Genomic DNA, 24,858 nt, shown 5'->3' on the forward strand with positions numbered 1-24,858 from the left:
GTTTCGATTGAATTTCTTCTATCTCCATCTATGTAAACCCTTTCTCTGCCTAGTCTTGGTCGACTTTTGGAAAAGTTATAAAGAAGGTTAGACGATTCTCCTCCATCTCGAAATGATAGGGTAATTTTTCATGTTCTAATAAACTTTTGACAACAAAGAGCCCCATCCCAGAACCCTTGGCCTTGCGACTAGCATTATCAGAAAAAGACTGAGCCAGTTTTTCTTGTTCTTCAGGACTACAGCTATTCTCGATAAAGAGTTCCCCTTCTCTTTCGCCAATTTGAACCAAGCCACCTGGAATGGAGTGCTTGATGGCATTGCTGATGAGGTTAGACAGAATTAACTTCATAACTGATGAATTTAGATAAACCTGCTGATGGTTTAAATCATTATCAATCCGAACTTCTCTCTCCTTGGCGAGCAAGGCATAATCCTTAACGAGACTTTGCGTCATCTGGAAGAGGTCAATTGTTTCCCTATCATCTCGCAATTCCTGCACAGACGAGAGAGAAAGTATCTGGAGAACGTGGTGATTGAGCTCATCCACAATCCCCAAGGCAACTCCCAGATAGTGGTCTCTATCCTTATAGCGACCGATATTTTCTTTCATATTTTCGATCAGGATTTTCAAACTAGCCAGCGGTGTTTTCAATTCATGGGAAGCCCCTCGTAGGAATTCGACCTTCATCTTCTCAAGCTGGAGAATGGCTTCATTCTTGTCATGCAAGTCCGCAATGACAGTCAAAAGATGCTGGTAGAGGCTATTGATTTGTTCCTTGAGATCACCAATCTCATCCTTAGAATCCACGCGCAATCGCACTTGGGTATCTAGTTCCATCATCTGACGGGTCACGCGCTTGATTTCCAAAATCGGAGCAACAATGGTCCGAGCATAGATGTAGGCCACCAAGAGGGAAATCAGAAAGGAGGCCAGCAAGGTATAAGGCAGAAACTGAAGACTGATCTGCTCTGCTTCCTTTTGCAAATCCATGGAAGCTAGAAACTGGAGAGTCATGGTACCACCGTCCTGCGTTGTCACCTCGCGCTCCTCAATAAAGAGAGAGGTGGTCTGACGGTCCGTATCCAGAGGAAGGCTGTCCTTGACTTCTAACTTGTCCTCGGTCATCTCGCCCTTAACGGCCCCCTTGATATCACTAGTCTGGGAATACAAGTCTAACACTTGCTCGATGCTCTGCCTACCCTTCCCTTCTAGGGACTGGGCAATGGCTGTCGCTTTCTGGCCAATGGTTTCCTGACGGTGGCTCAGATAAGTCGAGGGAAAGAGAAAATAAATGGCTAAATGAAGGCAGATAACCAGAACACTAAATATCGAGAAGGTATAGATAAATATCTTTGTAAATAAACCTGTTCGTTTCATTTTCGCTCCAATTTATAACCAACATTGCGCACAGTGAGGATACAATCCAAGTCTAGCTTTTTCCGCAATTCCTTAATATAAACATCGATGACACGGTCAAAGGGGACCTCATCTGTCGCCTTCCAGACCGCATCGATAATCTGAGAACGAGTCAAGGCTCGTCCTTCATTTTTAACCAAATAATCAAGAATTTCCAACTCTTTGGCATTGATAGCTACTTCCTCACCTGCTAGGCTGGCACTGTAACTTTCAAAATCCACCTTGGTATCCTTGTAAGAAAAGACGCGTCCTGTATCATAGTAGCGCTTGAAAATTGCGTCTACCCTCACTTTTAAGAGGGAGAGGGAGAAGGGTTTTTCTAGATAGCCATCTGCCAGAGAGGCAAAGGCACTCATCTTGTATTCTTCATCCTGAAAGGCGGTCAGCATCAAGACAGGAACCTGGCTGGTTTTGCGAATCTCAGCTAGGACTTCTAGACCATTGAGCTTAGGCATCTGAATATCCAGTAAAACCAAGGCTACTTCATAGCTGGAAAATTTTTCCAAAGCTTCTTGCCCATCTGCAGCCTCAATGGTTTCATAACCACAATCCGTCAAATAATCACTGATCCCCTCTCGGATCATCTCTTCATCTTCTACAATTAAAATTTTCATAGAAAAAACGTTTCACATTCCTTTAAATTTCTTGTAAATCATCTCAATTTCATCCAGAAAGGAAGAGGCCTAATCAAGATGAAATAGATAAAAATGCTACCTATATTATACCCCATTTAGGGGAGAATAGGTAGCAAGTTTGTTATTCGCTATCCAACAGAAGCTCTTTTGGTTGTTTTCTAAGGAGATTGCTTGAAGCAAGCGCCATAACGAGAACCACTAGAACCAAGGCAAGGACAAAGACGATGATAAAGTCTGATGTCTGAATGGAAATATCTAGGCTCGACAAGGTCTTACTAAAGCCATCTACTTCTGCACCACCACCAAGGTTAGAGGCTTGAGCAGCCTTGCTAGCTTGCTTGGCAACACCTGAAGTGACATTGGCAAGAACAGTATTTCCGATTGCACGCGCTGTGTAAGTAGCTAAGAAGTATGCAGAAACAAGAGCAGGGATGGCAATCAAGATGGATTCGGTGATGAATTGACCCAAGATACTTGCCTGCTTGAGACCGATAGAGAGGAGAATACCCACTTCCTTGCGACGGGCATTGATCCAAAGGCTGAGCAAGAGGGCAAGGAGAAGAACTGAGAAACTCAAGCTACCCCAGAAGAGGAGGTTGGCCATCTTGTACATACCAGAGATGGATTGCTCAAGAGCTGGGTAGTTAGAGGAGCTCTTAACGAGTGTATAGCTCTTCCAGTTGATACCACTGATGCCATTCAACTCTTTCATAACATCATCCAAGTTCTTGTCCGCTGTTACAAAGAAGGTTGCGTCCCCATAAATAGCTGTGTCTTCTGTGTATCCATAAAGTTTTGCAGCAGTGTGAATGTCTGTGATAGCTGTGTTTTCGTAGAGTTCTTGTGAGTAGGTTACTGCCGACTTATTGTGACCATCAAAGAGTCCCTTGATTGTCACTTCGACTGTTTCCTTGGCTCCTTTTTCATTGTCTGCATCGTAGATATTAGAGTCTAGTTTGACCTTGTCCCCTACTTTCCAGCCGTGTTTGGCTGCCAAGTCCTTGTGCAGGAGGATTTTGTCCTTGTCGTCGTTTGTTAGGTGCTCACCTTCGACCAGCTTATAAGAACCAGAGACAAACTTGTCTTCTTTAGAGGAGTCATTGACACCTGTAATCATCAAGCTACTTCCAAAATGTTTGGCACGGTCAGGTGTCAGATTTTTCTTGGTTTCTGGAGTTTCGATAAGTTCATAGCCAGTCAAATCTCCGATAGCGTTGATACGTTTCACGTAAGACTCAATAGCCTTGTTTTCGGTGATTTTTTTGATATCTTCACCTTTAATATTCCCAGCACCACGTGGCGTTCCTTGATTGACGCGACGATTGATTTGCATGGAGAAGCTATTGGTGATATTTTTAAAGGTCTCCTGTGAAGCCTTGGCAGTAGCTCCCTTGATTGACAAGCCAACCAAACTCAAGCTCGCCATGAGGAGAATAATCAGGAAGATGACGATCGATTTGAAAAACTTCCTTGTAACATAGGCAAATGCGTTGTGTAACATAGATTCCCTTTCTAGATTTTATTCTATTTTATAGTTCGAACTGAAAAAGCTCATATTATTTCGTAGTATTGCGAGTTTCAGTCAGTTTCTTATCCTTCAATTCAAGTGTAATATCCGACGCTTGTGCCACTTCTTTACTGTGGGTGACTACGATGACACATTTACCTGTTTTTTGGGCAAGTGATTTGAGCAGTTCAACAATATCTCCAGCAGTTTTAGGGTCTAGATTTCCTGTTGGCTCATCAGCTAGAATAACTGGAGCTTCTGAGACCAAACTACGAGCAATGGCAACACGTTGTTGTTGACCACCTGATAACTGGAGAACATTCCGCTTGATCTGACTTTCATCCAAACCAAGCTCAAGTAGTGTATCCTTGCTTGCCTTTTTGTTGACCAAGCGGATATTTTCCAGTGGAGAAAGATAATCTATCAAGTTATAATTTTGAAAGACCAGGGAAATATGGTGCATGCGATGGTAGGAATAACCCTTCTTACGAATGTCCTCTCCTTGGAAAAGGATAGAACCTTCAACAGGACTATCTAGACCAGCCAGTAGGGACAAGAGAGTGGATTTCCCTGCTCCTGACTCCCCAATAATACTGTAAAATTTTCCGGGTTCAAAATTATAATTGATCTGATATAGGACTGCTTCAGCAGTGTTCTTATAACGGTAGGTAACATCTTGTAATTGTAATAAAGTCATGATTTCTCCTTCTTATACTCAATGAAAATCAAAGATTAAACTAGGAAGCGAGCTGCAGGCTGCTCAAAGCACAGCTTTGAGGTTGCAGATAAAGCTAACGCGGTTTGAAGAGATTTTCGAAGAGTATTAACTAATAGACGATAAAATTTCTTTAGGCGATTTTCTAAATAAGAATAGGAAACAAAGGACTACAGATAAGCAACTGAGCAGAACTAGAAAAACATAGGATTCTGCAAAAGATAATAAACTACTTGATAGACTGCTTGCTTTGGCTAGTGTATCTTGTAAGCTTGCCTGATCTCCACTTGCGAGTAGGGTTTGGAGTAGGTAAGATGTGATTGCGTTTCCTGCAACAAATGCTGGAAGCAAAGCACCGATAGATACCAGAACTACCTCTAAACAGAATTGTAGGAAAATCGAGCTCTTGCCTTTTCCAAGTGCCAGTAAAATTCCCACTTCGTAGACCCTTTCTCTCAACCAGAGAGACAAGACCAAAATTAAGGCCCCTGCTCCAGCTATCAACATCCCATAAAGGAAGATGGTCAGAAAGATTTGGAAGGTTGCAACTGAGTCTTTGATTTGTTCAAAGGCCTTGTTTTCCTTTTCGACTTGATAGCCTTGATTTTCCAAGGCCAAGTTTTCTACCTGCTTCATGAGTCCGTCCATTTCCTTAGGGTTTTCTACATAGAAGCGAGCAGCACTGACTTGAGGTTCACTATTTCCTAAAAGGGTTTGGCTACTTTCATAGTCTGTAAAGACTTGGTTTTCACTGAAGTCGGAAGATAAGCCTGTGAATTTCTCTTGTTTTTTACCAGAGAAGATTCCGACGATTTCAAACTCGACAGTTTGTCCTTTACCAGCTTCAGACTGTCCAGCATCCAAGCGAAGCTTGTCATGAAGCGAAAGACCGTTCTTCTTGGCTAACTCTTCGTGGATAAGAATTTTCTTGGAATCTCCTTTTTGAAGGTGTCGCCCTTCTTTTAGATTGAAAGCCGAGCTGGTAAAGGTGACATCCTTGGATGAATCCTCAAGAGCCGTTAAGCTGACCAAGTTCTTATCCGCAGCTGACAAATCATCACGCTCCACGCTCTGCTCGCCACTCACTGTTTCCTTGTCTTTTAGTTTTGCAATCGTCTCGAGTTCAGGAGAAACATTTTCCAGTCCCTTAATCTTGCTTACAGATGCTAGGTCTGACAACTTGAAGGTCTGTCCATTTTCTATTTTCTTAATAGAAAAAGATGTGTTGAGTGATTTGTAAAGATTGGTTTCAACCGTTTTGTTGGACTTCATTAGAGTCAAACAGGCTGAAATTCCAGCCAATAGGACAAACAAAATCAGAAATAAAATAAAACTTCTCAGTCGTTTTCTACTGACATAAGCCCAAGCTCTTTGGATTGGATTCATTTGTCACCTCCATATTTGTAAGACTCAATGAAAATCAAAGAGCAAACTAGGAAGCTAGCCGCAGGCTGTACTTGAGTACGGCAAGGTGAAGCTGACGTGGTTTGAATTTGATTAGAGTATAAGGCTATTATAAAACCCAAATATGAAATCTTTATGAAATACAAAAAAAGAGCAACAATTTTTTGCTCTACTTGAATTAGATAAAAAAAGAGCTAGCCTAAGCTAACTCTTATCCTATGCGGAGAGAGGGACTTGAACCCTCACGACCTAAAGCGGTCACAGGATCCTTAGTCCTGCGCGTCTGCCAATTCCGCCATCCCCGCGTTGATTACTTTACTAGTATATCAACTTTTAGGATGCTTGTCAACACTTTTTTCAAATTTTTTTCATTTCATCAACCAAATTACTCAGAAATTTCATTTAGATTTTCATCTACTAACTTAGCTCCAAGTGTATTTTTGAAATGTCCAAGGGCAAATTGGTGATTTTCAGGCCAGATGGAAGCAACAGCTGATTTAACAATCTCTATGTCATATCCTAGATTATAGGCATCTATAGCTGTATGCAGGACACAGATATCCGTCAAGACACCTGTTAAGATAACGGTAGACACTCTCCGCTCTCTCAAACGGATATCCAGGTCAGTCCCTGAAAAAGCTGAGTAATGACGTTTATCCATCCAAAAGACACGACTGTCTGAACCATGCTCTTGATAAAAGATCCCCAAATCTCCGTACAAATTCCGTCCACTAGTCCCAATCAAATTGTGAGGAGGAAATAGTTTGCTTTCTGGATGGAAACAATCGTTTTCTTCATGAGCATCAATAGTAAAGAAGATGTAGTCTCCTCGTTCAAAAGCTAATCGAGTTACCTTGCTAATAGCATCCGAAATCGCCTGAGCTGGAGCGCCTGCTGTCAATTTTCCACTATCTGCAACAAAATCTTCTGTATAGTCAATCGAAATTAAAGCCTTAGTCATTAGTAATCTCTTTTCTTCACTTCTTCAAAAATATCTGAAATCAAGACCTTAAGATAGGTTCCCTTCATTCCAAGTGAGCGACTTTCAATAATCCCTGCCGACTCAAGTTTACGAAGGGCATTGACAATCACAGAACGGGTGATGCCAATACGGTCTGCAATCACAGACGCAGTCAACTGCCCTTCATATCCATTTAATTCCCCTAAAATGGCTGAAACAGCACGGAGTTCGGAGTAAGAAAGGGTATTAACCGCCATGGTAACAGCAGTACGGCGACGGATATTTTTCTCATCTTCTTCACGCTGGAAGTTGAGGAGTTGAATCCCAACAACGGTACTCGCAATCTCAACAAGAATCAAGTCCTCGTCATCAAATTCTTTGTCATTGCGCCAAATAATCAAAGAACCAAGGCGAATCCCTGATACATGAATCGGCGCAATGGTCGTCAAACCATCTGGAAAGTCGGCACGACTTTCCACAGGGAAAATACTCAAATCATGATCAACTGTCAGATTGGCTTCTGTATCATAAATCATGTTGGCCCCCTGAATATATATATCAGGGAAAATCTTAGTTTGGAAGAACTGCTCTACACGATCCGTATTGGTTTTGTAACGCATAAAATAACCAAGGAGACGTCCCTTGCTATTGACGATACAAGCGTTACAGTCAATAATATCTGCCAATTGACGGGTAATCGCATTATAGGGAAGTTCTTCCTGTAACTGCTCCTCCGAACGCTTCAGAATAGAAGTAATTTTTCTAGTTTTTTCTAATAAATGTGCCATTTTTCACCTCGAATTTAATCGCTATCATTATAACATAAACAGCTTGAATTTTCAATTATTATCTGAAAATTGCTTATTTAATTGCAATTTGAAAAAACAAGAATATTTTTAATTAAATTGCTTCTTTTCTATTGACAAGCTCCCTATTTTTGTGTATTATAATATTACAAGAAGATAATATATCTATTTTATTTATCTTTCTTTTCCATTCGGTCTCCTTATATAAAAAAGCGATTCATTTTGAACCGCTTTTTCTTATTTATCGCCCTTATTACGAATAACAAAGCCTGTTTGCTTTTCGCTTGAAGTATTGCGTGGTTTTTTATTATCCTTACGGTAACGTTTTTCCTTATCAAAACGATCATTTCCACGACTTCCTTTTTTGAAATCATCACGACGACCATTGCCACGGCGATCACGGTCTCGACGGTCGTCCCCACGACGGCCTCCACGACCTCCCTTAGCTTTACCACCGAATCCATTACCTGATGGTTTAAATGGTAGTGGTTTTTCACGTGCAATCTCCACTTCTGGAAGGCTATCTGGATCTTGGACTGTCAGACTCAAAATATACATTGCCAATTCTTCTGGAGTAAATTCGGCAGCTAGCTTACGAGCATCCTTACCAAATTTCTCAAAGTTGGCACGGATAGTCTCATCTGCAAAATCACGTTCAATTTTCTTGAGAGCTACGTGTTTTTTTGCTTGGAAGGCTTCTTCTGCACTTGCAGGTTTGAGACCTTTCATGCGTTTCTTGGTCAAGTTTTCAATAATTTGAAGGTAGCCCATTTCATTTGGTGATACGAAAGTAATAGACTGACCTGACTTACCAGCACGACCTGTACGACCGATACGGTGAACATAACTTTCAGGATCTTGTGGAATATCGTAGTTATAGACATGGGTCACACCTGAAATATCCAAGCCACGCGCTGCAACGTCTGTCGCAACCAAAACATCAAGATTGCCATTTTTAAAGTCACGAAGGACACGAAGACGTTTGTTTTGGTCTAGGTCTCCATGAATTCCTTCTGCACGGAAGCCACGGATTTTCAGGCCACGAGTCAATTCATCTACACGGCGTTTTGTACGACCAAATACGATAGCAAGTTCTGGTTGTTCCACATCCATAAGACGAGTCATGGTGTCAAATTTTTCTTGTTCTTTAACTCGGATGTAGTATTGGTCAACCAATTCTGTGGTCAATTCCTTAGCCGCAATCTTCACATGCTCAGGTTCTTTCATAAACTGAACACCGATACGTTTGATGGCATCTGGCATAGTTGCTGAGAAAAGCAAAGTTTGACGTCTTTCAGGGACACGAGAAATGATAGCTTCGATATCTTCAAGGAAGCCCATGTTGAGCATTTCATCCGCTTCGTCAAGGATAAGAGTTTCAATATCTTGTAATTTCAAGGCCTTGCGTTTAATCAAGTCCAAGAGGCGACCTGGAGTTCCCACCACGATATGGGCACCAGATTTAAGAGCCTTAATTTGTTTTTCAATGCTTGATCCGCCATATACTGAGCGTACTTTGACTCCCTTACTACGACCAAAGCGGAACAATTCCTCCTGACTTTGGACAGCGAGTTCACGAGTTGGAGCGATGACCAAGGCTTGGATAGTCGCTTCTTCTGTACGGATTTTTTCAAGGGTAGGCAAGCCAAAAGCTGCAGTTTTTCCTGTACCAGTCTGAGCTTGACCGATAACGTCCTTGCCTTCAAGGGCCAAGGGAATAGTTTGTTCTTGGATCGGACTGGCTTCTACAAAACCAGCTTTTTCAATCTCTGCTAGCAAATCAGCAGACAAGTTTAATTCATTAAATTTCACGTTCTTCTTCTTTCTAAAGGTGGTGCGAAGCCACCCTATAGGGCTTAGTTTATACTTTTCTTTTTATGACGTATTTTCATATACTGGATATAAAATCGTGTTGCTTCTTTTCCACAAAAGAAAAGTACTGTTTTCTTTGCAACCTATCTAGTATAACACAAGACCAGAGCAAAAGATAGCCTAATTTCTCTAGAAAATCATGTAAGCGGTTTTTGGCTTTCCTTTTTGATTGAACGACCTAGATAATAAGACAAGGCCAAGGCTATACTATATAAAATGAGAAAAACGAACAAGGTTTGTGTGTAAGAATGAGCCATTTTATAAGTCTCTGCTAATAAAATAGGCCCTGCTAAACCAGCCATTGCCCAAGCTGTTAAAATATATCCATGCAGAGCGGCCAATTCCTTGGTCCCAAAAATATCACTGAGATAAGCTGGAATCAATGAAAAACCAGCTCCATAGCAAGTCATCAAAATAGACATAGCGACTACAAATAAAACGGAATTTGTAAAGAGCCAAAGCGAGAGAGAAAAGAAAAGATTGACAAGCAGTAATATACTAAAGGTTAGAGGGCGACCGATATAGTCAGATAAACTCGCCCAGAGCAAACGACCAAACCCATTGAAAATCCCTAAAACGCCCACCATTACTGCTGCATGACTGGTAGACAAGCCAGCCATTTCCTGTGCCATTGGCGATGCCGCTGAAATTAAGCCTAAACCACAAGCTATGTTGATAAAGAAAATAATCCAAAGTATATAAAACCGATTGCTTTTCAGGGCCTGATTCGCAGCTATTCCTTGCGTCAAAGAGGCTGTTTTTTCTTTCCCTGAAACAGATAAAATTGCAAGTTCTTGCTCATTTGGACGCTTAATGAATTGTGAAGCTAGGAGCATGATAATAAAGTAACTTGCACCTAAAATATAAAAAGTTTCTACAAGCCCTACTCCTGCGATGAGATGTTGCGCTATGGGACTAGTCAATAAAGAAGCAAAACCAAACCCCATAATCGCTAAACCTGTTGCGAGACCACGTTTATCAGGAAACCATTTTATAATCGTTGACACAGGGGTAATATAGCCTGCTCCCAAACCAAGCCCACCTAAAATGCCATAAGCGAGATACAGCAACCACAGCTCCTGACGGTCTATTGCAAATCCTGTTAAGATATTTCCACCTGCGTATAGAAAAGCAGATAGACTCCCCATGACTCTCGGACCAAATTTTTCTACCAAACGCCCCATAAATGCAGCCGATAATCCCAAACAAAAGATTGCTAGACTAAATGCAAAGGCAACAGAAGCCTGATCCCATCCCGTTTTTTCAATAATAGGGTTACGATAAACACTCCAAGCATAAGTCGAACCCAGCATTAAGTGTAAAATGACCCCAGCAAAGGCAATAATATAACGATTCAATTTTATAAAACCTCCTATTTTCGAACATTTATTCTATCTTATATAAAAATAGATAGGATTTTAGTTTATCAAGCTTGTCAAAAAATTACTATTTTTTTGTCTGGAAAGCGTTTTAATTTTTTTCTGTCTTTTTCGTAGCAGAATTGTGCAAAAGTTTTTTTCTTGTGCTAGAATGAAATGCGAATAGGAGGAACTCTAAATGTTAACTTATGATTTAATCGTTATCGGATTTGGTAAAGCTGGTAAAACACTAGCAGGTAAATTGGCTTCAGCTGGCAAAAAAGTTGCCCTCGTTGAACGTAGCAAAGCTATGTACGGTGGAACTTGTATCAACATTGGTTGTATCCCAACTAAGACTTTGCTTGTTGCTGCTGAGAAAGACTTGTCTTTTGAAGAAGTGATTGCTACCAAAAACACTATCACTGGTCGCCTCAACGGTAAAAACTATGCTACTGTTGCTGGTACAGGCGTGGACATCTTTGATGCGGAAGCTCACTTCCTTTCAAATAAAGTCATCGAAATCCAAGCTGGTGATGAAAAGAAAGAACTGACTGCTGAAACAATCGTCATCAACACTGGTGCTGTTTCAAACGTCTTGCCAATCCCTGGACTTGCTACAAGCAAAAACGTCTTTGACTCAACAGGTATCCAAAACTTGGACAAATTGCCTGAAAAACTTGGAATTCTTGGTGGCGGAAATATCGGTCTTGAATTTGCTGGTCTTTACAACAAACTTGGAAGCAAGGTTACAGTTCTAGATGCCTTGGATACTTTCCTACCTCGTGCAGAACCTTCCATCGCAGCTCTTGCTAAGCAATATATGGAAGAAGACGGTATTGAATTGCTTCAAAATGTCCGCACTACTGAAATCAAAAACGATGGTGACCAAGTGCTCCTTGTAACTGAAAACGAAACTTACCGTTTCGACGCTCTTCTCTACTCAACTGGACGCAAACCAAATGTAGAACCACTTCAACTTGAAAATACAGATATTGAACTAACTGAACGTGGTGCTATTAAAGTAGACAAACATTGTCAAACAAACGTTCCTGGTGTCTTTGCAGTTGGAGATGTCAACGGTGGCCTTCAATTTACTTACATTTCACTTGATGACTTCCGTGTTGTTTACAGCTACCTTGCTGGAGATGGCAGCTACACACTTGAAGACCGTCTCAATGTACCAAATACTATGTTCATCACACCTGCGCTTTCACAAGTAGGTTTGACTGAAAGCCAAGCAGCTGATTTGAAACTTCCATACGCTGTTAAGGAAATCCCTGTTGCAGCAATGCCTCGTGGTCACGTAAATGGAGACCTTCGTGGAGCTTTCAAAGCTGTTGTTAATACTGAAACAAAAGAAATTCTTGGAGCAAGCATCTTCTCAGAAGGTTCTCAAGAAATCATCAACATCATCACTGTTGCTATGGACAACAAGATTCCTTACACTTACTTTACAAAACAAATCTTCACTCACCCAACCTTGGCTGAGAACTTGAATGACTTGTTTGCGATTTAAGTTGAGATTTAATCATATCGAACAGCCCTCCTTGGGCTGTTTTTATTTCTGCGAAATCTCAAATCTGTCTTTTCCCTCTTTTATGATATAATAGAAACATGAAATTAAAAACTACTTTGGGCCTTCTTGCTGGGCGTTCTTCCCACTTCATTTTAAGCCGTCTTGGCCGTGGAAGTACGCTCCCAGGAAAAGTCGCCCTTCAATTTGATAAAGATATTTTACAAAACCTAGCTAAGAACTACGAGATTGTCGTGGTCACTGGAACAAATGGAAAAACCTTGACAACTGCCCTCACTGTCGGCATTTTAAAAGAGGTTTATGGTCAGGTTCTTACCAACCCAAGCGGTGCCAACATGATTACAGGAATTGCGACAACCTTCTTAACAGCCAAATCTTCTAAAACTGGGAAAAATATTGCCGTCCTAGAGATTGACGAAGCAAGTCTATCTCGTATCTGTGACTATATCCAGCCAAGCTTATTTGTTATCACGAATATCTTCCGTGACCAGATGGACCGCTATGGTGAGATTTACACTACTTACAAGATGATTTTGGATGCTATTCGTAAGGTACCTACTGCAACTGTTCTCCTTAATGGAGACAGTCCACTTTTCCACAAGCCAGCTATTCCAAATCCTGTAGAGTATTTTGGTTTTGACTTGGAGAAAGGTCCAGCCCAGCTGGCTCACTATAATACCGAAGGGATTCTCTGTCCTGACTGTCAAGGCATCCTCAAATACGAGCACAATACCTATGCAAACTTAGGTGCCTATATCTGTGAAGGCTGCGGATGTAAACGTCCTGATCTCGATTATCGCTTGACAGAACTAGTTGAGTTGACCAACAATCACTCTCGTTTTGTCATTGACGGACAAGAATATGGTATCCAAATCGGTGGACTCTACAATATCTACAACGCCTTAGCTGCGGTTGCCATCGCCCGTTTCCTTGGTGCAGATTCACAACTAATCAAGCAAGGATTTGATAAGAGCCGTGCTGTCTTTGGACGCCAAGAAACCTTCCATATCGGTGACAAGGAATGTACCCTTGTCTTGATTAAAAATCCAGTCGGTGCGACCCAAGCTATCGAGATGATTAAACTAGCTCCTTACCCATTTAGCCTATCTGTCCTCCTAAATGCCAACTATGCAGATGGAATTGACACTAGCTGGATCTGGGATGCTGATTTTGAACAAATCACTGACATGGACATCACTGAAATCAACGCTGGCGGTGTGCGCCATTCTGAAATCGCACGTCGCCTCCGAGTGACAGGCTATCCAGCTGAGAAAATCACTGAAACAAGTAGTCTGGAACAAGTTCTTAAGACTATTGAAAACCAAGACTGCAAGCATGCTTATATCCTGGCTACCTATACTGCTATGCTTGAATTCCGCGAACTGCTGGCTAGTCGTCAGATTGTTAGAAAGGAGATGAACTAATGGTTTATACTTCACTTTCCTCAAAAGATGGCATTTACCCTTATCAGCTCAACATTGCCCACCTCTACGGAAATCTCATGAATACCTATGGGGACAATGGAAACATCCTCATGCTCAAGTATGTGGCTGAAAAACTGGGAGCCCATGTGACGGTTGACATCGTTTCACTTCATGATGATTTTGATGAAAATCACTATGACATCGCCTTTTTCGGTGGTGGTCAAGACTTTGAACAAAGTATTATTGCAGACGACCTACCTGCCAAAAAAGAAAGCATTGACAACTACATCCAAAACGACGGTGTGGTTCTGGCTATCTGCGGTGGTTTCCAACTATTGGGTCAATATTATATTGAAGCTTCAGGGAGACGTATCGAAGGGCTAGGTGTCATGGGGCACTACACCCTCAACCAGACCAATAACCGTTTTATCGGTGACATCAAGATTCACAATGAAGATTTCGATGAAACCTACTATGGATTTGAAAACCACCAAGGACGTACCTTCCTCTCAGATGACCAAAAACCGCTGGGACAGGTTGTCTATGGAAATGGAAATAACGAAGAAAAGGTCGGCGAAGGGGTTCATTATAAGAATGTCTTTGGTTCTTACTTCCACGGGCCTATCCTCTCTCGTAATGCCAATCTAGCTTATCGCCTAGTCACTACTGCCCTCAAGAAGAAATATGGTCAGGACATTCAACTCCCTGCTTATGAGAACATTCTCAGTCAAGAAATCGCTGAAGAATACAGCGACGTCAAAAGCAAGGCTGACTTTTCTTAAACAAAAGGAAATTATATCAAAGAACTCTGTTATCTTGTCGGAGTTCTTTTTGTCTGTTCTTTTACCCTTCTCCCTTGCATTTTCTCTCTTTTTTTGCCAAAATAGAGGGGTAGAAAGAAGGTAGCATATGTCTAAATTACAACAAATCGTAACATATCTTGAATCAGAAAAACTAGACGTCGCTGTCGTATCTGACCCCGTCACAATTAATTACCTCACTGGCTTTTACAGTGATCCCCATGAACGCCAAATGTTCCTTTTTGTCCTAGCAGATCAGGAACCTCTTCTCTTTGTCCCAGCCCTTGAGATAGAGCGTGCAAGTAGCACTGTTTCCTTCCCAGTTGTGGGCTATGTGGATTCTGAAAATCCATGGCAAAAAATGAAACATGCTCTTCCACAACTTGACTTCAAACGTGTAGCTGTTGAGTTTGACAATCTCATCTTGACTAAATATCATGGCTTGAAATCAGTTTTTGAAACTGCTGAATTTGACAACCTCACTCCTCGTATCCAACGTATGCGACTCATCAAATCAGCTGACGAAGTGCAAAAAATGATGGTTGCAGGTCTCTATGCGGACAAGGCTGTTAAGGTTGGTTTTGATAATATTTCTCTTGATAAGACTGAGACAGATATCATCGCCCAAATCGACTTTGCCATGAAACGTGAAGGCTATGAAATGAGTTTTGATACCATGGTCTTGACTGGTAATAATGCTGCAAATCCACACGGTATTCCAGCAGCCAACAAGGTTGAAAATGATGCTCTTCTCCTCTTTGACCTGGGTGTTCTGGTCAATGGCTATGCGTCAGATATGACTCGTACAGTCGCTGTCGGCAAACCAGACCAATTCAAGAAAGATATTTACAACTTGACTCTTGAAGCCCAACAAGCTGCTATTGACTTTATCAAACCAGGTGTGACTGCCCATGAAGTGGACCGCGCTGCCCGTGAGGTCATCGAAAAAGCTGGTTACGGCGAGTACTTCAACCACCGTCTTGGTCACGGTATCGGTATGGATGTCCACGAATTCCCATCTATCATGGAAGGAAACGATATGGTCATCGAAGAAGGCATGTGCTTCTCTGTTGAACCAGGTATCTATATCCCTGGTAAAGTCGGTGTCCGTATCGAAGACTGCGGTGTTGTTACCAAGGATGGCTTTGACCTCTTTACAAGCACCAGCAAAGACTTGCTTTATTTTGATTAATATTCATCTAATACTCAATGAAAATCAAAGAGCAAACTAGGAAACTAGCCACAGGTTGCTCAAAACACTGTTTTGAGGTTGTAGATAAGACTGATGAAGTCAGTAACCATATCTACGGTAAGGCGACGTTGACGCGGTTTGAAGAGATTTTCGAAGAGTATAAAATCTTCCCACAATAAAACGCATAGTATCAAGGTTTTTCAACACCTGATATTATGCGTTTTTCTGATTTTTAAAACTTTTCTCCAGCCGCTTTACTTAATTTTCTTAATACTCTGACTAAGCACAAACCCTACAACCATTCCCACGATATTTTGCATGAAATTTGGTAAAATTTCTGGTAGAGCTGCAGCCCAGCCATTCATCAAAGTAGAACCTAAGGCGTAGCCACCTACCATGGCAACAGTTGCTAAGATAAGGCCTAGCCACTGACCTTTTCCTTTAAATCCTGCGAAAAATCCCTGCAAGCCATGGTTGACCAAGCTAAAGAACATCCACTGAGGATAGCCTGATAAGAGGTCAATCAAGAAACCTGCTAGTCCTCCGACTACAGCTCCTTCACGACTACCAAAGTAAAAGGCCGTAAAGAAGACACCCGCATCTAAAAGAGTTAGAATTCCTGTCGGTGTTGGAATTTTTAAGAAATAACCTAGAACCACAGAAAGGGCGGTTAATAGGGATACAAGGGCGATTTTAGTTGTTTTAGTTTGCTTCATATTGTCTTACTCCATACTGATCTGCTTGTGCAATGGCACGGTAAACGAAAGCCTTAGAGCTTTCTACTGCTGCTAAAAGTTCATAACCTTTAACCAAGTGACTGGCAATGCTAGAGGCAAAGGTACAACCTGCGCCAGCATTTTGCCCTTGGATGACAGGATTTTCTAGTACTGTAAAGTTTTGTCCGTCATAAAAGACATCCACAGCCTTGTCCTGACTAAGGCGATTGCCTCCCTTGATAATGACTGCTGGCGCTCCTAAGTCATGCAATTTCTGTGCTGCAGTTTTCATATCTTCAAGGGTTTTAATCTCTTGATCTGCTAGTAATTCTGCTTCAGGAAGATTAGGCGTAATCACACTGACATAAGGGAAAAAACGAATCAACTCTTGGCAGAGTTCACTAACTGCTACGTCGTGCGTTTCCTTGCAGACCAATACAGGATCCAGAACCACAGGCACTCCTGGGCGTTGCTTGATAAAGTACAAAGCCTTCTCAGCCACACTGACAGTTGGTAGAAGACCAATCTTAATTCCCCCAAACTCGACATCACGCAAGCTATCTAATTCATGTTGAAAAATGGTATCGTCAGTTGGAAAGACTTCAAATCCTTTTTCTGTCAAGGCTGTCAAGCAAGTCACTGCTACAAAACCATGCAAGCCGTTCAAGGTATAGGTAGCCAAATCAGCGGACAAACCACCACCACTAAAAATATCATTTCCAGAAAGTGCTAAAATACGATTATTCTTCATAACGAATCTCCTTTAAATACAAACCATTTGGTGCTGCAGTGGGACCTGCAAGCTGCCTGTCCTTTTTCTCCAAGATGAGGTCAATCTGCTCTACTGGCATACGATTATTTCCGATTTTGAGCAGCGTCCCCACCATATTGCGAATCTGTTTATACAAGAAACCATTTCCTGAAAAGGTGAAAGTCAAAAACTGGCCTGTCTCATCAACCCTGAGACTAGCTTCTGTGATGGTGCGAACCTTATCCTCCACACTGGTTCCAGAGGCTGTAAAGCCTGTGAAATCGTGGGTGCCCTCTAGCTTTTTGATTGCAATCTGCATGCGTTCCACGTCAAGCGGGTAGGGAAAGTGAGTAGCATAGTGACGGCGCATGGGATTTTTAGGACGACCCCTATCCACAATAAACTCATAGGTCTTGCTGTGCTTGGCATAACGGCAATGAAAATCATCTGCCACAAGCTCAATCGAAATCACATCAATATCTTCAGGTGACTGAGTGTCTAGAGCAAAACGGAGCTTCTCCTCATCCATCTGATGGGGCAGGTCAAAATGAATGACCTGTCCCAAAGCATGAACCCCACTATCAGTCCTACCAGCACCGTGAACAGTGATTGCTTTCCCTTTATTGAGTTTCGTCAAGGTTTTTTCAATTTCCTCCTGAACGCTCCGCGCATGGGTCTGGCGTTGAAAACCAGCAAAGGAGTAACCATCATATGAAATAGTTGCTTTGTATCTTGTCATAACTTCTATTCTATCAAGAAATTAGTCTGTAGACAAGGTCCTAAAATAAATACTGTATGGGTACAAAAATTCTAAAAAGAAAAACTTAGGAACCAATCCTAAGCTCTCTTTTGAAGTAGGTGCATGACAAAGATAGAAGTTACAATCAACCAAACTCCCAAAATTGTAAAGACCAGCATCCCATTGTGAGTTAATAAGCCAATTGCACTTAGAACGAATGGTGTCGTAAAGGCTCCGAAACTACAGCCTAATACAGCAAATGAAGTTGCTTGATTGAGGAGTTTAGCTGGAATTCTTTCAGAGACAAGTTGAAAAACTGTCGTCAAGGCTACACTGTAGGCAAAACCAGCCAGAATACTTCCTGCCACTACCACCCACAAGGATGGAGAGAGGGCAATCACAATTTGCCCCAAACCAAAGGTAATACCAGACCAGAGGAGCAGTTTCTCTTTAAAGATAGAAATCAAGAAAGAAAAACTCACACCAGCCACAATCCCGATCAACTGCATGACACTAAGAACAAAACTAGATAACTGGGCATCTCCAAGCCCTCTTTCCACCATCAAACTTGGAATACGGATGGTAATAGCCGTATTGGTACAAACTACAACTGCTGCTTCAATAGCTAGGATAAAAATCAAGCCTTTCATTTCCCGAGTTAAGCGACTTGCTTCCTTCTCCTTTTTCTTGACTTCTTTCTTTTCCTTTCCATAAGGGACAAAGAGCAGATAAAGGGTCAGCACCAAAAATCCAGCACTATAGGCTAGGAAGGTAGCTGTCCAACCAAAGGCCAACAACTGGCCGACTGCTAAGGTAATGAGAGAAGCCCCAACGACCTCTGCAGAACCGCGTAACCCTAGCATCTGAATTCGCGTTTTTCCTTGATAACGTTTACTGATAATGGAAATGGCCTTAGCATTGATCATCCCAACACCCAAACCAAAAAGAATCCGTGTTCCAAAAACAAAGGGGTAGGCTTGATACCAGAAGGGAGCCGTCCCGCTGAGTGATAAAATCAGCAAGCCCAGACTAATCTGTAAGCGCTCAGGAAATATTTTTTCTAAGAAACCATTTAGTAGTAACATAATCATGATCCCGAAAGAAGGCAAGCTCGCCAAGAGCTCAATTTGTTCCTTAGGATAGCCTTGATAATAGTCAAACATGGCTGGCAGGGCACTCGAGATGGAAAAGGATGTAATCAAAACGAGGGAGAGAGCCAAAATACTGGCCCGTTCTAAAAATTGTTTCATGAAATCTCTTTCTATATTTCTCTTAATCTTCTAATTTTTTGATAATTATCAAACAGGCAAGAAAAGAAAAAGCCTCTTGGGTGTATAGACTCCTTCTTAAACTCGAAAATGAATCTCTTGTGTCTTATACTCAATGAAAATCAAAAAGCAAACTAGGAAGCTAGCCGCAGGTTGCTCAAAGCAGTGTTTTGAGGTTGCAGATGGAAACTGACGTGGTTTGAAGAGATTTTCGAAGAGTATTAGGATGACTTTCTCTTGATTTGCTTAATAAAGTAGAAGATAAATCCTGCCACCATATAGGCAACAAAGATAATCAGACACCACTTGAACACGACATCCCACCCCTTGTTCACATTCAAAAAGAAGTAAGGGAAGGGACTGACCTTAGAATTAGGAATTTCTAGTTTCAGTACCAAGCCATTAAAAAGAGCAAAAATCATATACAGCAAGGGTAAAATCGTCCACACAACTGGATCCCAGATTTTATATTGACCCTGTTTGTCAAAAAAGAGGGTATCTGCTAAAAACCAGAGGGGAACAATATAGTGGCAAAGGAAATTTTCCAGAGTATAGAAATTAGTCGCAATGGGCGCTAAAAGGAAATGGTAAATCACACAGGTAATCATGATACTCATGGTGACCCCACCTTTTAAGCGCAGGAGACTTGGCCTTTGCCAGTTTTCACCTAAACGGCTCATAACCTTTAGTAGATAGAGCGTAAAAATCGCTACTAAGAGGTTGGACAGAACCGTGTAATAGAGAAGCATCCCAAATCCACCATGCTTGGCGATTTCAAGATAAACTCCCGTAAAAGCCGCTAGAAACAAGAAGATACGGCTATAAAATGTAAGTTTGTAGTTTTTTGACATGCTTAAATTTTCTTCACAAACTCTGATTTGAGTTTCATGGCACCGAAGCCATCAATCTTACAGTCGATATTGTGGTCGCCTTCTACGATGCGGATATTTTTCACGCGCGTCCCTTGTTTCAAATCTTTTGGCGCACCTTTTACTTTCAAGTCCTTGATGAGGGTTACTGTATCACCGTCAGCCAATTTATTCCCGTTGGCATCGATAGCAACAAGGCCCTCTTCTACATCTGCAACTTCAGCAGGATTCCACTCATGAGCACACTCTGGGCAAACCAGTAGGGCACCGTCTTCGTAGACATACTCTGAATTACATTTTGGGCAATTTGGTAGGTTGTTCATGGTTTCTCCTTATCATCATTCACTATTCTTTGAAAATCAAAATTTCTCGAACAGCAACTATTATACCTTAAAATCAGCATTTTGACAAATGAGTCGCCGGAGGAGTAAAGAAAAAATCATGTAACTTTTCTGCTACATGATTTTTAAAAGATAGTTTATCATGAGTAGTGATACAGAAACTCATGATAGAAAGGGGTGCATTTATATTATAAACCAGGTGCTTGTCCAAGTTCTGCTGCAAGCATCCAGATTGTTTTATCAGTTTCAGTTTTAGCATCTGCAAAGATACCGTTTGTCACATCGTCACCTTCTTCATCAGTGATATCCAAACCTTTTTGGAAGAGTTCTGACAAATAACGGTAGATAACAAGGACACGTTCCAAGCTTTCTTCAACATTACGGTATTCACCAGCTTCTTCTTCGATTTCACTGTTTTGAAGGAATTCTGTCAAAGTAGAGAATGGGCTTCCACCAAGTGTAATCAAGCGTTCGCTGATTTCATCTAATTGACCATCAAGAGCATCCATGTACTCATCCATTTTTGGATGCCATACAAGGAAACCACGACCACGCATGTACCAGTGTACTTGATGCAAAGCAACGTGGGCTACGTACAAATCAGCAACAGCTTGGTTCAAGACTTCCTTTGTTTTTGCCAATGCTACTGGTGCTGCTTTTGTTAATGATGTTACGTCTTTTACTGCTTCTTTTTTCAATTCTACCATTGTTTTTACCTCATTCATTATTTTTTGTAACCACTGCTTAATGATTACTACCTTAGTATACTACTAAAAAAAACCAATAGCAAGCCAAAAGACTCACATGAGAAAAGTTGCAATAGACTGATAATTTAAGAAAAGTTTGACATTATTTTATTAGCTGATTTAATCAGATTGGCTTGAAAATTGGCTTTGGTAAAGTTCATAATAAAAGCCTTTTGCTTGGAGTGAGCTTTCGTAATTTCCCTGCTCAATAATCTGTCCATCCTTAAGAACGAGAATCTTATTTGCTTCTTGAATGGTCGAAAGGCGAGGTGCAATGACAAAGCTGGTCCTTCCTTTCATCAATCGTTTCGTGATTTTTTGAATCAAGAGTTCCAAACGGGTATCAACAGAGGAAGTCGCTTCATCAAAAATAAGAATTTTAAAATTGGTTAGAGAGCACGCGCGATGGTCAAGAGTTGTTTTTGCCCGAGGGAAATATTACTTGACTATTGCTTCATCTCCATATTGTAACCACCAGGAATGGTTCGAATAAAATGGTCTACATTAGCCGCTTTAGTAGCAAAAAAGAAAGGACGATATTTGTCCTTTCTCGATTTTAGCTTTTCTTCAACCCAATAATGTTGATAAAGAGTCGATTATTTTACAAAGTCAAGCAATGCCAAGAAGCTTTCAGCTTCAAGTGACGCACCACCAACAAGGGCACCGTCAACGTCTGGACAAGCCATGTATGAAGCAACGTTCTCAGGTTTAACAGAACCACCGTATTGAACACGAACTTTATCCGCAACTTCTTTACCAAAGTCAGCAGCTACAACGTCACGAACAACTTTACACATTTTTTGTGCGTCATCTTGTGAAGCTGATTTACCAGTACCGATAGCCCAGATTGGCTCATAAGCGATAACTGAGGCAGCAACTTGTTCAGCAGTCAATCCAGCCAATGCAGCAGATACTTGAGCACCTACAAATTCAGCAGCTTTACCAGCTTCGTAAGTTTCAAGTGACTCACCACAACAGATGATTGGAAGCATACCGTTTGCAAAGATTGCTTTTGCTTTTTTGTTGATATCTTCGTCAGTTTCATGGAAGTAGTCACGGCGTTCTGAGTGACCGATAACAACGTAGTCAGTACCGATTTCTTTCAAAACTTGTGGGCTTGTTTCACCAGTGAAAGCACCTGCATTTTCAAAGTAGCAGTTTTGAGCAGCAACTTTAAGGTTTGAGCCTTTTGCAGCAGCAAGAACAGTTGTCAAATCAAGAGCTGGAACTGCGATACCTGCTTCAACAAGATCTGATGAAGGAAGTTTTGATGCAACTGCTTCAACGAATGCTTTAGCCTCTTCTGGATTTTTGTTCATTTTCCAGTTACCAGCGATAAATGGTTTACGTGACATTTCACATACCTCTTTTTTCAATTTATTTTCTACTTATTTTATCACAATTAGACACAGCTTGCAAATCTTACTCGGATTTCAAACCTGCTTACAAGGATTAATCCTTCCAGAGATCCATAGCATTTCTAAAATCTGCAGATACCTGTGTCAACTGAGGATTGCTTGCTTCTCTCTCTGCCCGTTTAGCCTCGATTTGAGCCACACTTTTGATACCTTCATGGCGCCAATTTCTCAAAATCGCCTGAATGTACTTCCAGTTTGGTTTGCCATTCAAAACCGCTTCACGAAGAGCTTCCTTAATCAAGTCAGCACTGGTTCCATCTTCCTTTAGTGTCTTGGTCAAATCCTCAATCTCAAAAGGAGTCAATAAGCGCCCTAACTCCTGCTGGAAAGTTTCCACCAAATCCTTAAGCTGGTTTTGGGGTGTCAGCTGGTCTGAACTTGAATGAACTGCTCCAAGCAGGTCATCCAAACGTTCTAATGCCAAACTAGCATCAAAAAGCAATTCAATTTCACCATTCAATTCGATAGTTCGATACTGAAGCAGTCCCCTCTCCGTCAGATTGGAAATAGCCTGATTGACATCCGAAATTTCCTTGCCAATCCTTTCAGCAATCTGGCTTGGAGACATCTCTTCCAAACCTGTCGTATTTTGCAAATAGAAAAATTGCCAGACCAGAAAATCGTCGCTAGAAGGAAAGAGTTCCTTAAAATGCAAGAGCAGGGCACTCGGTAAAACCAAGTTCCCTGATTTAAAAGCGTCTAAATATGTCATAATTCCTCTTATAAATACCCAAATGCAGATGCATCATCTTCTATTTTTCTCCAGTCAAAAGGGGTTTCCTGATAGACTGCATAATTCACCCAGTTACTGAAAAAGAGAGCTGCAGATGAAGACCAACAAAGACAAGGTGTCTGGTTGACATCATCATCCTTAAAGTAATTTTCTGGAATATGTGGATCCAAACCTGCATCACGATCTCGGAAATACTCTTTTGCTAAAGTATCACGATCATATTCCAAATGCCCAAAACTATAAATTTCTCGTAAATCACGACTAGCCAAAATCGAAACCCCAACCTGAGGACCCTCTGATAAAATCTCGAGATTGGTTTTGTTTAAGACCTCTTCCTTAGAAATCTCCGTATGCCGTGAATGAGGAGATACATAGCTATCGTCAAAGCCTCTAAAGAGAAGGTGTCCTTCTTTTAAAGTATCCTGAGGATAGATACCTGATAATTTACTGTCCATCTGGTATTTTTCCACCCCATAACGCAGATAAAGACCAGCCTGAGCACCCCAGCAGATATGAAGCGTCGAATAGACGTGGGTCTTGGACCACTCGATTACCTGACTGAATTCCTCCCAATAGTCCACTTCCTCAAATGGTAAATGCTCAACTGGAGCACCCGTGATAATCATGCCATCAAAATACTCGTCCTTAACTTCAGGAAAAGTTTTATAAAAGGTCTCCATGTGCTCTGAACGAGTTGTCTTAGAACGGTGGCTTTCCATATAGAGAAAATCAATATCCAGTTGCAGGGGTGTATTAGCCAAGTGGCGCAACAACTGGGTCTCTGTGACCATTTTCTGTGGCATGAGATTTAAAATTAAAATCTTCAAGGGACGAATATCTTGGTGTGCAGCACGTTGATCATCCATGACAAAGATATTCTCTGTCCGTAAAATCTCAACAGCTGGCAATTTTTTATCAATTCGAATAGGCATAACCCTCTCCTAACTGTACTCTTTCAGGAATAATTGCATATGTTTGAAGCCAAATCTCAAACACTTAGTCCTTTTATTATACTGCAAGAAGATATAGTTTTCAATTATAGTTTTTCTCTAACTAGCTATAGTCTATTTTTATATCCTAATGTAGAGAAAACAGCCCTAGGGACTGTTTTTCATTAATAATGCATCAAAACTTTGTAGTCGTAGTCACCGATTTTTTCACGGCCGTTCAATTCATCCAATTCAACAAGGAAAGCACAACCTGCTACAACACCACCAAGTTTTTCAATCATCTCGATGGTTGCCTTAACAGTTCCACCTGTTGCTAAGAGGTCATCTACGATAAGAACACGTTGACCTGGCTTGATGGCATCCGCGTGCATAGTCAAGGTATCAACACCGTACTCTTTTTCATAATCAGCAGAAATAACTTCGCGTGGCAATTTACCTGGCTTACGAACAGGCGCAAAACCAATTCCCAACTCAAAGGCAACTGGACAACCCACGATAAAACCACGAGCTTCAGGCCCTACAATCATATCAATTTTCTTGTCAGTAGCATACTGAACGATTTCACGAACAGCATAGCTATAAGCATTTCCATCAGCCATCAAAGGACTGATATCACGGAAGGTAATCCCTTCCTTTGGATAATTTTCAATTGTTGCAATGTAATCTTTTAAATTCATCTTTTTCTTTCTTTCAAAGTTTTTT

General features: G+C 41.3%; 24 protein-coding genes, 1 tRNA gene and 1 pseudogene. 4 read left to right on the top strand and 22 right to left on the bottom strand.

The genetic code is table 11. The features are described 5' to 3' along the window. Window positions 1-49: 49 nt before the first annotated feature. From vncS to EII37_RS05090, 10 genes are all read right to left on the bottom strand, one after another. A complete protein-coding gene (gene vncS / locus EII37_RS05040) occupies window positions 50-1,378 on the bottom strand; it encodes a sensor histidine kinase VncS (RefSeq protein WP_124787792.1) in 1,329 nt (442 codons plus the stop codon). Continuing rightward, window positions 1,375-2,031 carry a response regulator transcription factor VncR gene (gene vncR, locus EII37_RS05045; protein ID WP_057488616.1) on the bottom strand — a complete coding sequence of 219 codons (657 nt, stop codon included), beginning with the start codon at window positions 2,029-2,031 and terminating at the stop codon, window positions 1,375-1,377. The genes vncS and vncR overlap by 4 nt, the downstream gene beginning before the upstream one ends. A 142-nt stretch (window positions 2,032-2,173) precedes the next feature. Then, a complete protein-coding gene (vex3, locus tag EII37_RS05050) occupies window positions 2,174-3,553 on the bottom strand; it encodes an ABC transporter permease subunit Vex3 (RefSeq protein WP_061087752.1) in 1,380 nt (459 codons plus the stop codon). Between the two features lie 55 nt (window positions 3,554-3,608). Then, entirely contained in the window at window positions 3,609-4,256 is a 648-nt protein-coding gene (vex2, locus tag EII37_RS05055; protein ID WP_000173751.1) for an ABC transporter ATP-binding subunit Vex2, read from the bottom strand. A 126-nt stretch (window positions 4,257-4,382) separates the two neighbouring features. Beyond that, window positions 4,383-5,660 (bottom strand): ABC transporter permease, encoded by a 1,278-nt coding sequence (locus tag EII37_RS05060; protein ID WP_124787793.1) that lies wholly within the window; start codon window positions 5,658-5,660, stop codon window positions 4,383-4,385. 237 nt (window positions 5,661-5,897) lie between these two features. Then, window positions 5,898-5,983: transfer RNA gene (locus tag EII37_RS05065), tRNA-Leu, on the bottom strand. 80 nt (window positions 5,984-6,063) lie between these two features. After that, window positions 6,064-6,639: a cysteine hydrolase family protein gene (locus EII37_RS05070; protein WP_124787794.1), complete on the bottom strand. Its 576-nt coding sequence runs from the start codon at window positions 6,637-6,639 to the stop codon at window positions 6,064-6,066. Further along, window positions 6,639-7,427, bottom strand: coding sequence for a GTP-sensing pleiotropic transcriptional regulator CodY (gene codY / locus EII37_RS05075; RefSeq protein ID WP_124787795.1), 789 nt, complete (start codon window positions 7,425-7,427; stop codon window positions 6,639-6,641). The genes EII37_RS05070 and codY overlap by 1 nt, the downstream gene beginning before the upstream one ends. Window positions 7,428-7,682: 255 nt before the next feature. Then, window positions 7,683-9,257, bottom strand: coding sequence for a DEAD/DEAH box helicase (locus EII37_RS05085; protein ID WP_124787796.1), 1,575 nt, complete (start codon window positions 9,255-9,257; stop codon window positions 7,683-7,685). 197 nt (window positions 9,258-9,454) lie between these two features. After that, entirely contained in the window at window positions 9,455-10,681 is a 1,227-nt protein-coding gene (locus EII37_RS05090) for an OFA family MFS transporter (protein ID WP_124787797.1), read from the bottom strand. 193 nt (window positions 10,682-10,874) lie between these two features. Here EII37_RS05090 and EII37_RS05095 point away from each other — a divergent pair, with 193 nt between their 5' ends. The 4 genes from EII37_RS05095 to EII37_RS05110 all read left to right on the top strand — a co-directional run bounded on the left by EII37_RS05095 (window position 10,875) and on the right by EII37_RS05110 (window position 15,625). Further along, window positions 10,875-12,191: an FAD-containing oxidoreductase gene (locus tag EII37_RS05095; RefSeq protein WP_124787798.1), complete on the top strand. Its 1,317-nt coding sequence runs from the start codon at window positions 10,875-10,877 to the stop codon at window positions 12,189-12,191. 98 nt (window positions 12,192-12,289) lie between these two features. Next, window positions 12,290-13,633, top strand: coding sequence for a lipid II isoglutaminyl synthase subunit MurT (gene murT / locus EII37_RS05100; RefSeq protein WP_124787799.1), 1,344 nt, complete (start codon window positions 12,290-12,292; stop codon window positions 13,631-13,633). Continuing rightward, window positions 13,633-14,415: a lipid II isoglutaminyl synthase subunit GatD gene (gene gatD / locus EII37_RS05105; RefSeq protein WP_124787800.1), complete on the top strand. Its 783-nt coding sequence runs from the start codon at window positions 13,633-13,635 to the stop codon at window positions 14,413-14,415. The genes murT and gatD overlap by 1 nt, the downstream gene beginning before the upstream one ends. Window positions 14,416-14,542: 127 nt before the next feature. Next, a complete protein-coding gene (locus tag EII37_RS05110; RefSeq protein ID WP_124787801.1) occupies window positions 14,543-15,625 on the top strand; it encodes a Xaa-Pro peptidase family protein in 1,083 nt (360 codons plus the stop codon). Window positions 15,626-15,879: 254 nt separating this feature from the next. On the opposite strand, the gene EII37_RS05115 is transcribed toward EII37_RS05110, so the two are convergent. From EII37_RS05115 to EII37_RS05175, 12 genes and pseudogenes are all read right to left on the bottom strand, one after another. Then, window positions 15,880-16,341 carry an ECF transporter S component gene (locus tag EII37_RS05115; RefSeq protein ID WP_124787802.1) on the bottom strand — a complete coding sequence of 154 codons (462 nt, stop codon included), beginning with the start codon at window positions 16,339-16,341 and terminating at the stop codon, window positions 15,880-15,882. Beyond that, complete coding sequence (locus tag EII37_RS05120) at window positions 16,328-17,092, bottom strand: bifunctional hydroxymethylpyrimidine kinase/phosphomethylpyrimidine kinase (RefSeq protein ID WP_124787803.1); 765 nt, start codon at window positions 17,090-17,092, stop codon at window positions 16,328-16,330. The genes EII37_RS05115 and EII37_RS05120 overlap by 14 nt, the downstream gene beginning before the upstream one ends. Further along, window positions 17,082-17,831, bottom strand: a complete 750-nt coding sequence (truA, locus tag EII37_RS05125; RefSeq protein WP_124787804.1) for a tRNA pseudouridine(38-40) synthase TruA — start codon at window positions 17,829-17,831, stop codon at window positions 17,082-17,084. The genes EII37_RS05120 and truA overlap by 11 nt, the downstream gene beginning before the upstream one ends. A 98-nt stretch (window positions 17,832-17,929) precedes the next feature. After that, window positions 17,930-19,081 carry an MFS transporter gene (locus EII37_RS05130; protein WP_124787805.1) on the bottom strand — a complete coding sequence of 384 codons (1,152 nt, stop codon included), beginning with the start codon at window positions 19,079-19,081 and terminating at the stop codon, window positions 17,930-17,932. A gap of 239 nt (window positions 19,082-19,320) precedes the next feature. Next, window positions 19,321-19,950, bottom strand: coding sequence for a Pr6Pr family membrane protein (locus tag EII37_RS05135; protein ID WP_124787806.1), 630 nt, complete (start codon window positions 19,948-19,950; stop codon window positions 19,321-19,323). A gap of 2 nt (window positions 19,951-19,952) precedes the next feature. Then, on the bottom strand, window positions 19,953-20,291 hold the full coding sequence (locus EII37_RS05140; RefSeq protein ID WP_001061584.1) for a zinc ribbon domain-containing protein YjdM: 339 nt from the start codon (window positions 20,289-20,291) through the stop codon (window positions 19,953-19,955). A gap of 206 nt (window positions 20,292-20,497) precedes the next feature. Further along, entirely contained in the window at window positions 20,498-21,016 is a 519-nt protein-coding gene (locus tag EII37_RS05150; protein WP_061477804.1) for a DNA starvation/stationary phase protection protein, read from the bottom strand. 159 nt (window positions 21,017-21,175) lie between these two features. Continuing rightward, window positions 21,176-21,576 (bottom strand): annotated as a pseudogene (locus EII37_RS05155) (ATP-binding cassette domain-containing protein); the annotation flags it as partial. 75 nt (window positions 21,577-21,651) lie between these two features. Further along, on the bottom strand, window positions 21,652-22,410 hold the full coding sequence (tpiA, locus tag EII37_RS05160; RefSeq protein ID WP_124787808.1) for a triose-phosphate isomerase: 759 nt from the start codon (window positions 22,408-22,410) through the stop codon (window positions 21,652-21,654). A gap of 97 nt (window positions 22,411-22,507) precedes the next feature. Further along, entirely contained in the window at window positions 22,508-23,185 is a 678-nt protein-coding gene (locus tag EII37_RS05165; protein ID WP_042750436.1) for a DnaD domain-containing protein, read from the bottom strand. An 8-nt stretch (window positions 23,186-23,193) separates the two neighbouring features. Continuing rightward, window positions 23,194-24,138: a homoserine O-succinyltransferase gene (metA, locus tag EII37_RS05170; protein ID WP_054367748.1), complete on the bottom strand. Its 945-nt coding sequence runs from the start codon at window positions 24,136-24,138 to the stop codon at window positions 23,194-23,196. A gap of 182 nt (window positions 24,139-24,320) precedes the next feature. Next, the gene (locus tag EII37_RS05175; protein ID WP_001049318.1) at window positions 24,321-24,833 is read right to left on the bottom strand and encodes an adenine phosphoribosyltransferase; all 513 of its coding nucleotides are present in this window, start codon (window positions 24,831-24,833) and stop codon (window positions 24,321-24,323) included. Window positions 24,834-24,858: the final 25 nt, after the last annotated feature.

The sequence above is a fragment of the Streptococcus sp. OH4692_COT-348 genome (assembly GCF_003859975.1).
In the GTDB taxonomy this organism is placed as follows: Bacteria; Bacillota; Bacilli; order Lactobacillales; family Streptococcaceae; genus Streptococcus.